The 13,365-nt window shown below is 63.9% G+C and carries 17 protein-coding genes; all 17 read right to left on the bottom strand.

The features are described 5' to 3' along the window. Positions 1-89: 89 nt before the first annotated feature. Complete coding sequence (locus BOO69_RS06660) at positions 90-431, bottom strand: hypothetical protein (protein WP_071971415.1); 342 nt, start codon at positions 429-431, stop codon at positions 90-92. Next, entirely contained in the window at positions 428-1,141 is a 714-nt protein-coding gene (locus BOO69_RS06655) for a class I SAM-dependent methyltransferase (protein ID WP_083545463.1), read from the bottom strand. The genes BOO69_RS06660 and BOO69_RS06655 overlap by 4 nt, the downstream gene beginning before the upstream one ends. Before the next feature lie 114 nt (positions 1,142-1,255). Further along, entirely contained in the window at positions 1,256-1,666 is a 411-nt protein-coding gene (locus tag BOO69_RS06650) for an MAPEG family protein (protein ID WP_237267581.1), read from the bottom strand. After that, positions 1,663-2,958, bottom strand: a complete 1,296-nt coding sequence (gene nuoF, locus BOO69_RS06645; RefSeq protein WP_071971412.1) for an NADH-quinone oxidoreductase subunit NuoF — start codon at positions 2,956-2,958, stop codon at positions 1,663-1,665. The genes BOO69_RS06650 and nuoF overlap by 4 nt, the downstream gene beginning before the upstream one ends. A gap of 67 nt (positions 2,959-3,025) precedes the next feature. Next, the gene (locus BOO69_RS06640; protein ID WP_071971410.1) at positions 3,026-3,253 is read right to left on the bottom strand and encodes a DUF5337 domain-containing protein; all 228 of its coding nucleotides are present in this window, start codon (positions 3,251-3,253) and stop codon (positions 3,026-3,028) included. 25 nt (positions 3,254-3,278) lie between these two features. Next, positions 3,279-4,109, bottom strand: coding sequence for a hypothetical protein (locus BOO69_RS06635; protein WP_156874876.1), 831 nt, complete (start codon positions 4,107-4,109; stop codon positions 3,279-3,281). Positions 4,110-4,146: 37 nt separating this feature from the next. Then, positions 4,147-5,406, bottom strand: a complete 1,260-nt coding sequence (locus BOO69_RS06630; RefSeq protein ID WP_071971407.1) for an NADH-quinone oxidoreductase subunit E — start codon at positions 5,404-5,406, stop codon at positions 4,147-4,149. Positions 5,407-5,602: 196 nt separating this feature from the next. Next, positions 5,603-6,847: an NADH-quinone oxidoreductase subunit D gene (locus tag BOO69_RS06625; protein WP_071971405.1), complete on the bottom strand. Its 1,245-nt coding sequence runs from the start codon at positions 6,845-6,847 to the stop codon at positions 5,603-5,605. Positions 6,848-6,962: 115 nt separating this feature from the next. Then, positions 6,963-7,133: a hypothetical protein gene (locus BOO69_RS22990; RefSeq protein WP_156874875.1), complete on the bottom strand. Its 171-nt coding sequence runs from the start codon at positions 7,131-7,133 to the stop codon at positions 6,963-6,965. Next, the gene (locus tag BOO69_RS06620) at positions 7,130-7,738 is read right to left on the bottom strand and encodes an NADH-quinone oxidoreductase subunit C (protein ID WP_071971403.1); all 609 of its coding nucleotides are present in this window, start codon (positions 7,736-7,738) and stop codon (positions 7,130-7,132) included. Before BOO69_RS06620 ends, BOO69_RS22990 begins: the two co-directional genes overlap by 4 nt. 82 nt (positions 7,739-7,820) lie before the next feature. Further along, positions 7,821-8,444, bottom strand: coding sequence for a NuoB/complex I 20 kDa subunit family protein (locus BOO69_RS06615; protein ID WP_237267580.1), 624 nt, complete (start codon positions 8,442-8,444; stop codon positions 7,821-7,823). Beyond that, positions 8,435-8,800, bottom strand: a complete 366-nt coding sequence (locus BOO69_RS06610) for an NADH-quinone oxidoreductase subunit A (protein WP_071971401.1) — start codon at positions 8,798-8,800, stop codon at positions 8,435-8,437. Before BOO69_RS06610 ends, BOO69_RS06615 begins: the two co-directional genes overlap by 10 nt. A 157-nt stretch (positions 8,801-8,957) precedes the next feature. Further along, the gene (locus BOO69_RS06605) at positions 8,958-9,857 is read right to left on the bottom strand and encodes an NAD-dependent epimerase/dehydratase family protein (RefSeq protein ID WP_071971399.1); all 900 of its coding nucleotides are present in this window, start codon (positions 9,855-9,857) and stop codon (positions 8,958-8,960) included. 52 nt (positions 9,858-9,909) lie between these two features. After that, positions 9,910-10,881, bottom strand: a complete 972-nt coding sequence (locus BOO69_RS06600) for an ABC transporter transmembrane domain-containing protein (protein ID WP_237267579.1) — start codon at positions 10,879-10,881, stop codon at positions 9,910-9,912. A 76-nt stretch (positions 10,882-10,957) separates the two neighbouring features. Further along, complete coding sequence (locus tag BOO69_RS06595; protein WP_071971397.1) at positions 10,958-11,740, bottom strand: crotonase/enoyl-CoA hydratase family protein; 783 nt, start codon at positions 11,738-11,740, stop codon at positions 10,958-10,960. Positions 11,741-11,787: 47 nt separating this feature from the next. Further along, complete coding sequence (locus tag BOO69_RS06590; RefSeq protein WP_071971395.1) at positions 11,788-12,639, bottom strand: hydroxymethylglutaryl-CoA lyase; 852 nt, start codon at positions 12,637-12,639, stop codon at positions 11,788-11,790. Positions 12,640-12,681: 42 nt separating this feature from the next. Further along, entirely contained in the window at positions 12,682-13,347 is a 666-nt protein-coding gene (locus tag BOO69_RS06585) for a glutathione S-transferase family protein (protein WP_071971393.1), read from the bottom strand. Between the last annotated feature and the right edge of the window lie 18 nt (positions 13,348-13,365).

The following is a 13,365-nucleotide window of genomic DNA, read 5'->3' as shown; positions in this document are numbered from 1 at the left end:
GAAACCGTCCGACACGTGGGGAAAATCGCCCTGATATGCAATAACCACCGTGGCGGACGGCCATGATCCGCAGGTTTCAGCCCATGTCCCTACTGCGCCTGCGGACAGGTGCCGCGGTACGTCAGCGTGTCGTCGACGATGCGCAGCTGATCCGCAGGGGTGTCCGGCCCGACGACCCAGTCGATATCGGAACTGCCGTAGGTGCTGACGCAATATCCGTTCGCCGCATGCAGCACCGCACCGCGCGCGCCCTCGAAGGATTGCGAGACACCGCGCACCGTGGCGGTGAATTCGTCGCGCTGCCGATCCACCTTCTTGACCTTCGTGCGGAAGTACTTGCCGTCGAAGGCAAAGCGGTTCTCGTTGTCGGAGCAGCCCGCGACCAGGGCGGCGCAGAGCAGCGCCAGTACGCTGTTTCGGGTCTTCGTCATTTCTGAACTCTCGAATGGGTGGGCCGTTGCGCTTCCGCCTTGTCGATCACGACAATGGAATCGTGCACATGCACCCCACTGATTTCGCGCTTCATCTCGGGAATCCGCGCAGGTTTGTTGTTGTGATACCACATGTGCATGTCGTCGATCATCCTGCGCACCGTGTTATAGAAATTCTCCGGCGCGTCAAAGCCACCGCCGAAACGCGGATAATACGCGGTGTGCAGATCCTCGATCATGTAGGTGCCCCCGGTGGTCAACAGCGGAAACAACGCCCGGAGCGATGCCTCGATATGCCGCATCCGGTGGCTGCCATCGTCCAGAACCACATCGATGCCGCCCATTTCCGCGACCACGCTGGCCAGAAATTCGGGGTCGTCCTGAGATCCGATGCGGACCATGCCGGACTGGCCGTCGTACTGCGCGCAATCAGGATTGATGTCGATGCCGCACAGCACGGCATCCGGCCCGAGGTAGCGCCGCCACATCTGCAGCGATCCGCCGTTGTTCACCCCGATCTCCAGGAACTTGACTGGCGTCCCCCGGTATCGGCTCAGATAGCGGTCGTAGAGGGGCAGATAATGGTGCCACTTGTGCACCTTAACCCCCTCGTTCTGCGCGTAAATGTCCAGCAGGGCGCCGTCAAAGCCGTAACGTTCCCGGATGTCGGCAGCGACGTCGCCGTCCTCGGGAAATCTGAACTTCTTCATCTGCGGTCTCCTGCTCTGCCCGCGGGGTTTGCCCCTTCTCCGCCAACATATCGGCCAAATCGCGAAATCAGGCAACCTTTCACTGGCGGCGAGGACCGGCAATCGGCACCCCGGTCAGAGCACCGCCCAGACGGCCATGCCAACCAACCCCAATACGCAGATCAGCCCAACCATCCACACGGCCGAGCGCAACGGCTGGTTCTCCGTTCCGATGTGCACCGCCGCCACGGCGACGCGGGAAACCAGAAAGACCGACGCCAGCAGGTTGACCCAGAACGGCGCGGCACCGGCCAGCATCGCGGCGACTGTCGCGCCGATGAAGGGCCCGGACATTTCCATCGCGTTGGCAAAGGCACGGCCCCGACGGTACACCACATTGCTGTAGTCGCGCTTGGGATGGCCGCAGGCACAGGTGTTCTCGGCGGTCTTGCCCCGCGTGGCGATCATGCCCAGAACGATGCTGACAACGGACCAGAGGGCCAGCGACATGATCGCATGCCCATAGGCCTCGAAACCCGCCATCATTCGGCCGCCACGGCGCTGACGCGGCCGGTCCGCTTGTGCTTGATCCGATCCTCGATCTCGTCGCGGAAATGGCGGATCAGACCCTGGATCGGCCAGGCCGCCGCATCGCCCAGGGCGCAGATGGTGTGCCCTTCGACCTGCTTGGTCACGTCCAGCAGCATGTCGATCTCTTCGGGTTCCGCATCGCCCTTCACCAGACGGTCCATCACCCGCATCATCCAGCCCGTGCCTTCGCGGCAGGGCGTGCACTGGCCGCAGCTTTCATGCTTGTAGAACTTCGACAGCCGCCAGATCGCCTTGATCACGTCGGTGGAGTTGTCCATCACGATCACCGCCGCGGTGCCCAGCCCCGACCGCTGCTCCCGCAGGTAGTCGAAGTCCATGATCGCATCCTTCATCTGCGATCCGGGGATCAGCGGCACCGAGGAACCGCCGGGGATCACCGCCTTGAGGTTGTCCCAACCGCCGCGGATACCGCCGCAATGGGTCTCGATCAATTCCTCGAAGGTGATCGACATCGCCTCCTCGACAACGCAGGGATTGTTGACGTGGCCGGAAACGGCGAAAAGCTTGGTGCCCGCGTTGTTGGCACGTCCGAAGCTGGCGAACCATTCCGGTCCGCGCCGCAGGATCGTCGGCACGACGGCGATGGATTCGACGTTGTTCACCGTCGTCGGGCAACCGTAGAGTCCCGCGCCCGCCGGGAACGGCGGTTTCATGCGGGGCATCCCCTTCTTGCCCTCAAGGCTTTCCAGCAGCGCCGTTTCCTCGCCGCAGATATAGGCGCCCGCGCCGTGGGTCAGGTACAGGTCAAAGTCCCAGCCCGACTTCGCCGCGTTCTTGCCCAGCAGGCCGGCCTCGTAGGCTTCGTCGATGGCCGCCTGCAGCGCCTCGCGCTCGCGGATGTACTCACCCCGGATGTAGATGTAGCAGGCATGCGCGTTCATCGCGAAGGACGCGATCAGGCAGCCTTCGATCAGCGTATGGGGGTCATGGCGCATGATCTCCCGGTCCTTGCAGGTTCCGGGTTCGGATTCGTCCGCGTTGATGACCAGATACGCCGGCCGGCCGTCGCTTTCCTTGGGCATGAAGGACCACTTGAGCCCGGTGGGGAAGCCCGCGCCGCCCCGGCCGCGCAACCCGCTGGCCTTCATCTGGTCGATGATCCAGTCGCGGCCCTTCTTGATGATCCCGGCGGTGCCGTCCCAGTGGCCGCGCTGCTGCGCGCCCTTGAGGGTGCGGTCGTGCATCCCGTAGATGTTGGTAAAGATGCGGTCCTGATCTGCAAGCATTGCTGCGTCCCTTACGTTTGCCCGGCCCATGCAAGGCCGGATTGTCTGTTGCTCCCCGAGGAGCGTTCTATCTGTCGTCCGCCGACCGTCTGACCTGCCATATCTGGTAGGTGAGTACCAGCGCCCAGAACAACGCCGCTAGCGCGGCAAAGTCGATCAGCAGGGCGTAGCGCCCCGGCAGACCGAGGGCGGGCCCCACCCAGTTCGCCGCCAGCCAGAACAGCATGGTTCCGGCAATCACCAGCGCAACTGTCTGGCCCTTGCGGGCCAGCGCCTTGTCCCTCTGCTCGTTCATGACGGCTCCGTCACCTTTCGTGACCCTATTTCTTTTTCTTCTTCGAGAATTCGGTTTCGCCACCCTTGGCGAGGATCTTGGCCTGGCTCATCCAATCGTCACGTTCGATCCGTCCCTTGAAGCGCAACCGCTCGTCGACCCAAGCGATTTCCTTCTTGCGCCAGCCTGCAACCTGGCTGAAGTGCCAGATCCCCAGTTCGTTCAGGGTCTGCTCCAGTTTCGGTCCCACGCCGCTGATCAGCTTGAGGTCATCGGCACCTTCGGGGCGGGGGGCGTCCAGCAGTTCGGGCTTGCCGTCGGCGGCCACGGGCGCACGCCTGGGCTTGGCCTCCCCCTCATCGGCCGCGGGAACATCGGACACCGACGAAGGGCCCGCCTTGGCCGGTGCGGATTCCCGGGCCGGTGCGTCGGATGCCGGGACATCGGCGTCCTTCTGGTATTTCCAATCCCCCTTGCGGCTTGCCAGTTCGGCCTGTCCGGGCAAGGGCGCGGATGGTTTGACCGCAGTGGCCGACGCGGTGCCGGACTGTTCTGGCTTGGACGATGCAGGCGCGGACGACGCAGGCTTGGACGGGGCGGCTGCCGGTTCGGATGCCGGGGCTTCGGCCTGCCCGGAAGACGTGGCCGACGTCGAAGGCCCTGCAGATACGGGCGGGCTTGACCGTTTCGATCCGGGGCATACCGCGAGCGACAGGAAAAGACCGACGACCAGCGCGATCAGCACCGCCAACGTGGCAGCGGCGGCGAAACCCCAGGGCGAGACCACCCAGACCACGACCCCGATGACGAGCCCGCCCAACACGGCCAATGCCCAGCTTCTCGCCGCGCATCCCATCGAATTGTCATTCACCGCCATCGCAAGTTCCCTTCCTGTTGGACCGGTTCAGAGCCGGTCAGTTATCGTACAGGCCGTCCTTGCTGGCGCGGGTGGAAAAATCGGTCTCCTCTCCGGCAGCCAGACGCTTGGCCTGGTCAACCCAGTTGTCGCGCGAGACCCGGCCCTTGAACCCGGTGAGGTTCTGATCGACCCAGGCCACTTCCTCCGCGGTCCAATTGGCAATCTGATCGTAATGGAAAAATCCCATTTCGTTCAGCATTTTTTCCAGCTTGGGTCCGACGCCCTTGATCAGCTTCAGGTTGTCCGCCCCGCCGTCGCGGGCGGTGTCCAATGTCGCCGGCTTTGCGCCGGAGGATGTCGTCACGCCGGATTCGGCCTTCGCGTCGGTCTTGGCATCAGGCGCCACGTCACCCTCGTCGGGCCGGCCCTTGGCCTCGACCTCGGGCGCTTCCCCGCTTGCCTCGGCGTACTTGTCCGAACTGTCGCCGCGGTCGCGGGGGGCCTGTTCCTCGGCCTTGGACCTGCCACCTTGCGCCCCGTCCGGACCTTCGGGCGGCATCAGGTCGTCATGACCTGCGCGCGCGGGCTTCCCGCCCTGCTTGGCGCCATCGGCAAGCCACGGCGTCAGAAGCGGAACCTCGGTTCCGTCGATCCGCTTGATCGTGTCGCCGATCTCCACGGCGAGGGCCACGCTCGCATTGTGTTCCGGCCTGCCGTCCTCGTGGTCCTTCAGACTGGTGAGACCGGCTTTCGGCTCGGAGGTATACCGCCCGTTCTGCGGCCCCGGCAGCGGCACCCGGCCCGCGGCGAGTTCGTCAAGGATCTTGCCGAAACTCTCCGCCGTCAGATCCTCGTAGTAGTCCTTGCCGATCTGCGCCATCGGCGCGTTCGCGCAGGAGCCGAGACATTCGACCTCTTCCCACGAGAACTTGCCGTCCGCAGACAGTTCGTGCGCATTGGGGGCGATCCGTTCCTTGCAGACGGCCATCAGGTCCTCTGCCCCGCAAATCATGCAGGAGGTCGTACCGCAGACCTGAATATGCGCAACCGAACCAACGGGTTGGAGCTGGAACATGAAGTAGAACGTCGCGACCTCGAGACCCCGGATATAGGCCATGCCCAACATCTCGGACACATGCTCGATCGCCGGACGGGAGAGCCAGCCCTCCTGCTCCTGCGCACGCCACAAGAGCGGGATGATCGCGGAGGCCTGCCGCCCCTCGGGATACTTGGTCATCTGCGCTTCCGCCCACTTCTGGTTGGCGGGCGTGAAGGCGAAACTCTCGGGTTGTTCAGAGTATAGGCGGCGTAGCATTAGATTTCTTCCAGGTTCTCTAGAGATTTCATACTTGGCTTGTCTGTCGAAACCTTCTTCAGACGCGCACCGCGGGCAATCGGCCTGAACCGCCTCCAGTCTTCAATGCTGCTGAATGAAAGTTCGAGACGATATCCATCTTCATATGGCTCAAGCACATATTCTTCACCAGTCTTTCGGTCTCGAAAACGTACCGTCACCGATCGATCTCCCCGAACACCACGTCCATGGTGCCGATGATCGCGGCGATATCGGCCAGCTGGTGGCCCCTGCTGATATGGTCCATCGCCTGCAGGTGCAAAAAGCCCGGCGCGCGCAGCTTGGCGCGGTAGGGCCGGTTCGAGCCATCCGCCACGAGGTAGACGCCGAATTCCCCCTTCGGGGCCTCGACCGCGCAATAGACTTCGCCCGCGGGCACGTGGAACCCTTCGGTGTAAAGCTTGAAGTGGTGGATCAGGCTTTCCATATCAGTCTTCATCGCGGTGCGGCTGGGCGGCGTGATCTTGCCGCGGGCCAGCACGTCGCCCTTTCCTTCGGGCGCGCGCAGTTTCTCGATCGCCTGTTCGATGATGTGGACCGACTGGCGCATCTCCTCCATCCGGCAGAGGTAACGGTCAAAGCAGTCGCCGTTCTTGCCGACCGGCACCTGGAAGTCGAACTCGTCGTAACATTCATAGGGCTGAGACCGCCGCAGGTCCCAGGCGAGGCCCGAGCCGCGCACCATCACGCCGGAGAAGCCGTAGTTCAGGATGTCCTCTTCGCTGACCACGCCGATATCCACGTTGCGCTGCTTGAAGATACGGTTTTCGGTCAGCAGGCCGTCGATGTCTTCCAGCACCTCGGGGAAAGACTTGCACCACGCCTCGATGTCATCGAGGAGCGCATCCGGCAGATCCTGGTGGACGCCGCCGGGCCGGAAATAGGCCGCGTGAAGCCGCGCGCCGCAGGCCCGCTCGTAGAAGATCATCAGCTTCTCGCGTTCCTCGAATCCCCAGAGCGGGGGCGTCAGCGCGCCCACGTCGAGCGCCTGCGTCGTCACGTTCAGCAGGTGGTTGAGAACGCGACCGATCTCGCAGAACAGCACGCGGATCAAAGAGGCGCGGCGCGGCACGACGGTACCGGTCAGCTTCTCGATGGCCAGACACCAGGCATGTTCCTGGTTCATCGGCGCGACGTAATCGAGGCGATCGAAATACGGCAGGTTCTGAAGGTAGGTCCGGCTCTCCATCAATTTCTCGGTGCCACGGTGCAGCAGGCCGATATGCGGGTCGCAGCGCTCCACGATCTCGCCGTCCAGCTCCAGCACGAGGCGCAGAACCCCGTGCGCCGCGGGGTGTTGCGGGCCGAAGTTGATGTTGAAGTTGCGGATCTGCTGCTCGCCCGTCTGGGCGTCGCTCGATCCGTCGTCGTAGCGGTTCACGCGAATGTCGCCGTCCATCATTTACGTCCCTTCAATTGGCGCTGCTGTGGATGCGGACGGTCCGCCCGGACCCGGACCGGCACCTGCTGGCGGGTGCCGAAAAGACGGGACAGTACCTCTTCCAGAAATGCGATCATCACAGTTTCTCCAACTCTTGCAGTTTGAAGCCCATCCACCACAGAAGGGCGAGAGTTCCGAATGGAACGACACAGACTGCCACCCAGTACTTGTTGATTCCGAAGTGGGGCAGCAGCCGCACCATCGGGATGGCCGTCAGTGCCGACAGGATCAGCCACCACACGCTCACTTGGCACCTTCCGCCTTGTCATCACCGGGCAGGATGTACTCCGCTCCTTCCCACGGCGACATGAAGTCGAACTGGCGGTATTCCTGCACGAGGCTGACCGGCTCGTAGACGACGCGCTTCTGCGCCTCGTCATAGCGGACCTCGGTGTAGCCGGTGGTGGGGAAATCCTTGCGCAGCGGATAGCCGCGGAAACCGTAGTCGGTCAGGATGCGCCGCAGGTCCGGATGCCCCGAAAAGAGGATGCCGAACATGTCGAACACCTCGCGTTCGAACCAATTGGCCGAAGGATGAACGTTCACGAGGCTCGGCACCATGTCCTTTTCGCGCGTGGCGACGCGCAACCGGATGCGATGGTTCTGGTACATGCTCAGCAGGTGATACACCACGTCGAACCGCTTTGCCCGGCCGGCGTAGTCAACCGCCGTGATGTCCACCAGCGTGGAGAACCGGCACGTCGGGTCCCCCTTCAGGAAATCGACCAGACCGGCGATGTTCGTCAGCGTGACGTCCATGTTCAGCTCGCCCTGTGCGATGTCCCACGCCAGAATGCAATCGGGACGCTTCGCCTCGATGTAGGCACCAAGTTCCTGAAGTTGCTCGCTCATCTCTATCCCTTCGACATGCGCATCGGGCGCATGGTTGTTCCGTTCCGCGCGTCACGCGCAGGCATGGTGCGCGCCGCGCGCCTCAGCGCACGATGTTGCCGGTCCGGCGCATCTTGCGTTGCAGCTGCATGATCCCGTAGAGCAGCGCCTCCGCCGTCGGGGGGCAGCCCGGCACGTAGACGTCCACCGGCACGATCCGGTCACAGCCGCGAACCACCGAGTAGCTGTAGTGATAGTACCCCCCACCGTTGGCGCAGGATCCCATGGAAATCACGTAGCGCGGCTCGGGCATCTGGTCGTAGACCTTGCGCAGCGCCGGGGCCATCTTGTTGGTCAGCGTCCCCGCGACGATCATCAGGTCCGACTGGCGCGGGCTGGCGCGTGGCGCGGTGCCAAAGCGTTCGAGGTCATAGCGCGGCATGGAGGTGTGCATCATCTCGACGGCACAACAGGCCAGGCCGAACGTCATCCAGTGGAGCGACCCGGTGCGCGCCCAGTTGATGATGTCGGCGGTCGAGGTGACGAGGAACCCCTTGTCCTGCAGTTCGGCGTTGAGGTTCTGGGTCGCCACGTCGCGGTCGAAACCGGCCTTGTACGCCTCGACCGGCGCGCGGGCCGACGGGCCCGACTTGATCCGCTCGCCCTGGTGACCGCCGGACCCCCGGGTCTCGGTGACCAGAGGGGTTTCGTTGTCCTTTACTGCCATTCGAGGGCCCCTTTCTTCCATTCATAGGCAAAGCCCGCCGTGAGCACCGCAAGGAAAACCATCATCGACCAGAAGCCGACCATCGAAATGTCCTTGAACGCCACGGCCCACGGAAACAGGAAGGCGATCTCGAGATCGAAGATGATGAAAAGGATCGACACGAGGTAGAACCGCACGTCGAATTTCATCCTTGCGTCGTCGAACGCGTTGAACCCGCACTCGTAGGCCGACACCTTTTCGGGGTCGGGATTGCGCACGGCAATGACGACGGCGGCGAGGATCAGGATCACGCCGAATCCGATGGCCACCGCCAGAAAAACGAGGATGGGCAGATATTCCCGCAGCATGTCGTCCAAGGGGAGGCTCCTTTATGGTGCTGGGCACGGTGCGCCAAGGCGCTCGGGCCAGTCATGGCTCGGTTTCGGGTTTACTCCGACGTCCCGACAGGGTCAACCGAAGCCCCATGTTTTTGGCGGCGTGAAACTGACGCAGGCGCCGGCGCCCTCGCGCCGGTCAAACCGCCGACAGATCAACAAGATCACGCCATCGGTAGGCCGGCTCGAACCCCACCATCTCGCGCGCCTTCTCGATGCTGTAGAACGTCTCCTCGCGCCCCATGTCGCGCCTGATCGGCACGTCGGCGTAGAATCTCGAGATGAGTTCCTGCGTGGGCAGATCGACGGAATGCTCGGCATTCGCGACATTGAACACCTCGTATCCCAGACCGTCGGTGCGCAGGCAGCATTCCACCATGCGGCCAAGATCGCGCGCGTCGATATAGGCGAACAGGTTCCGTTCACGCTGTTCCGGATTGGCGATGAAGCCGGGAAAAAGCGTTTCGTATTCATGCGGCTCGATCACGTTGTTGATCCGCAGGCCATAGATGTTCGCCCCCGATCGCGCCTGAAAGCTGCGCGCCATCGCCTCGCAGCAGACCTTGGACATGGCATAGCTGTCTTCCGGCACCGTGGGGTGTTCTTCGTCGACCGGCAGATACTCCGGCGTGCGACCGCCGTCGGCAAAGCAGATTCCGTAGGTGGTTTCGGAGGATGCGAAGATGATCTTGGGGATGCGATTGCGCACCGCCGCATCGATGACGTTGTAGGTGCTCAACGTGTTGTTGCGGAAGGTTTCGTTGTCGGGCCGGATCAGGATGCGCGGAATGGCGGCGAAGTGCACCACCGCATCGAACGCCGGCGTGCCGCCGCCCGGTTCGAGCTCGGACAGGTTGGCATAGTTCTGCATGACGTCGAACACCTGTCCCGCGTCCGTCAGGTCGGCGATGCGGTTGTCGACACCTTCATGATCGAGCGGTTCAAGATCGACGTTCAGAATCTGGTGCCCCTGCGCCAGCAGATAGGGGACGACATGACGCCCCGCCTTGCCCGCCCCTCCGGTGAAAAGAATTCGCATGTCTCTAAGCTCCTGTGATTTGTGGGGCCAACGCCTCAACACGGGGCGCAGTTCACGTGGCGACCTTGGCCATCCACTTTGCGATCATCGCGTGCTGCACACGGGCCTGTTCTGCCACGCGATAGAAGCTGACCAGTTCGCGCACCGGGGCGCTGATCCGCTCGAACCCCGATATGAAGGCGACGATGACGCCGACCTGCGTCTCGCCCTGCATCACGAGGTAGCCACCGAAGATCAGCACGGAAAGCGGCCCAAGCGCGTTCAGCAGGTTCAGCGCCGCCTTCAATGCGAACTTGAGCAGGTTGAACCGGATCCGGTTGTCGAAGATCCGGTCGAGGATCCTGCCGCCCTCCTCGCGCACCGGGGCCTCCATGTCGGACACCCGGTCGCCCAGTTCGCGGATGAAGGCCACCCTTTCCTCGACCAGTTCGTTCAGACGCCGCTGCATCAGCGGCGTGAGGACGATCTGCGGCACCATGAACGCCAGTGCGAACAGGGCGATGCTGGGTTCGACCACGAACATGTAGCCCAGAACGCCCAGCAGGAGAGCGACGTTCGCACAGGATTGCGACAGCGCCTCACCGACGAAACCGCCCAGCTTCTCCACTTCGGACCCGATGATCGAGACGACCCGCCCCTCGCTGTCTTCGGCGGTCTCGATCTTGTTGCCGTAAAGCCCCAGCAGGTGCCGCCGGGTGTAGATATTGGCGCTTTCGGTCAGCCACGACTGGTAACACCGCAATGCGAATTTGCCCGCCTGATGCAGGACGATCACGACGAGGTAGGCCAGCCCGAACTGGAGCAGCAGCGGCACGTTCTGCGTTTCCACCACTTCGTTCACGATGCGGCGCTGAAGCTCGATGGGCGCAAGGTTGAGCACGGCAACGGCGATGGCCCCGATGCAGCATCCGACCTGATGCCAGCCCGTCATCCGCCAGACATAGCCCCAGACGGACCGCGCCGCCGTGTCGTCGCCCGTCCGGAAGACTTCCCGTGGGCTGAAATAGTCGACGATGAATTTCAAGCGGCGCTCCGGCGATGCTGTCGGGATCAGCGGAGAGTTGCGCCAATCACGCGCGCCGCGCAAGCCCGGTGCGCGGTCATGCCACCCATGCGGCCTTGCGCTTGTCAAAGAAGGCGCCGATCCCCTCGGCGGCCTCGTCGGTTTCCCACCGGGCGGCAAGTGCCGCGATGGACATCTCCACCGCGTCCTGCGTCGCCGCACCGCCCAGCTTGAGCGCCAGCGCCTTTGCCGCGGCAACCGCACCGGGGGCACAGGACAGATAGGGCTTTACCTCGCGCTCCACCGCCGCGTCGAGTTCGTCTTGCGGGACCGCCCGCGCCAGCAGGCCCAGCGACAGAGCTTCCTGCGCGTCGAACAGCCGACCCGACATGAACACCCGCCGCGCCTTGCCCTCGCCCATGCGGGCGATCACGTAAGGTCCGATGGTGGCCGGAATGATGCCCAGTCTGGTTTCGGTGAAACCCATGCGCAGACTGTCCACGCCAATGGCCACGTCGCAAACGCTCGCCATGCCCACGCCCCCGCCAAAGGCGTTGCCCTGCACCCGGCCGATCAGCGGCTTCGGCAGGCGGTTGAGCGCACCCAGCATATCCGCCAGCTTGCGCGCCTCGGCCGAACGGGTCTCGGCGTCCATGTCGCGCTGGTCACGCATCCAGGCCAGGTCCCCTCCCGCACAGAAGGACGCCCCTGCCCCGGTCAGTACGACGACGCGCACGTCATCGTCCGCCGCCAGGTGTTCCGACGCGGCCGTCAGGTCCGCCAGCATCTGCGCCGACATGGCGTTGTGCTTGTCCGGGCGGTTCAGGGTCAGGGTCGCCACACCCCGGGCATCCGTTTCGATCGTAACCGTCTTGAACATCGTTCTATTCCTTCTGCTTTCCTGTCTGGACACCGGCGCCTGTGCCGCTACCGCATCGACCGGGCGAGGTCTGCCGCCTCTTCGACCACGGCCTGGTCGATGCCGGTCTCGTAGCCCAGCGCCAGCAGGTGGGCATTCACGGCCTCGGTGGCGACATTCCCCTTGGCCCCGGGTGCATAGGGGCAGCCCCCCAGACCGCCCACCGCGGCGTCAAAGACACGGACCCCCAGCGAGAGGGAAGTGTCGATATTCGCCATCGCCCGTCCGTTGGTGTCATGGTAGTGGCCCGCGAGCCGGCCCACCGGCACCGCATCGCGGACCGCCAGCAGCATCCTCGCGATGCTGTCGGGCGTTCCGGCGCCGATGGTGTCGCCGAGGGATATCTCGTAGCAGCCCATCGCGAACAGCTTGTCGGCGAGCGACGCGACGGAGGCCGGGGCCACCGCACCGTCGTAGGGGCATTCGACCACGCAGGAGATATAGCCCCGCACGGGCATGTCGCGGTGCCGCGCGTCCTCGAGGATCGGGGCAAAGCGCTCGATGGATTCGGCGATGGTGGCGTTGATGTTCTTTCGGCTGAACCCTTCCGAGGCCGAGGCAAAGATCGCCACCTCGTCGGCCCCGGCGGCCAACGCATCCTCGTAGCCCCGCATGTTCGGGGTCAGCGCGGCATAGCGCACCCCCTCGCGCCGGTCGATCCCCGCAAGGACCTCCCCCGACCCCGCCATCTGCGGCACCCATTTGGGCGATACGAAGGACGCACATTCGATCCGAACGAAGCCCGCGCCCGACAGCTTGTCGACCAGCGCGACCTTCTCGCTCACCGGGATCTCCCGCGCCTCGTTCTGAAGCCCGTCACGCGGGCCGACTTCGAATATCTCGCAAGGACCAAGGCTCATTCGAGACCCCTTTCCGATGGTTGCGGGCGCGCAGCGCGCCGGTCAGTCGACGGGCCAAGGCTCGTAGAAGTCCCTGTCGTAGATGCCTTCCCCCTGCGGAAGGCTCTCGGCAAAGCTCTCGCGGTCCGTGATCCTCTCGTACCATTCCGCAACTGCCGGATGCTTGTCCAGCTTCGCGAAGAAACGCGCCATGTAGACCGCTTGCCCGACCGAGATATCCACCGCCGAGAAACCGCTGGTCAGCAGGTAGTCGCGGTTCTCGACCGGGGTGGATAGCCGCGCTTCCAATGCGTCGTAGCACTTGCCGATGCGCGCCGCCTCCAGCTTCATCACGATGGGGCTGCGCATGTGGTCTTCGCGCAGCGCCACGTGCTGCTGGGTCAGCGCCGCCGTGTGCTGGCTGATCGTCTCGGCGAAATGCAGCCAGACCAGCCATGCCATGCGGTCCGGCACGCCGGGCATCCGGCCCAGCCTTTCGGGGCTGAACCTTTCGCACAGGTATTCCGTGATCGCACCGGTTTCGAACATCCGCTCGCCGTCGATCTCCAGCGCGGGCACACGCCCTGCCGGTGAGAGCGACAGATAGGCCGGGTCGCGCAGCGACCTGTCGAAGGCGTAGGTGCGCACCTGGAACTCCACCTCCATCTCGTTCAACAGCCAGAGCGTGCGCATCGACCTCGTTTGCGGACAGTGATGCAGTGTGATCATCTTGGAAACCTCAATAGA

This window comes from Sulfitobacter alexandrii, assembly GCF_001886735.1.
Lineage (GTDB): Bacteria > Pseudomonadota > Alphaproteobacteria > Rhodobacterales > Rhodobacteraceae > Sulfitobacter > Sulfitobacter alexandrii.
This window is presented reverse-complemented; position numbering and strand designations above follow the sequence as displayed.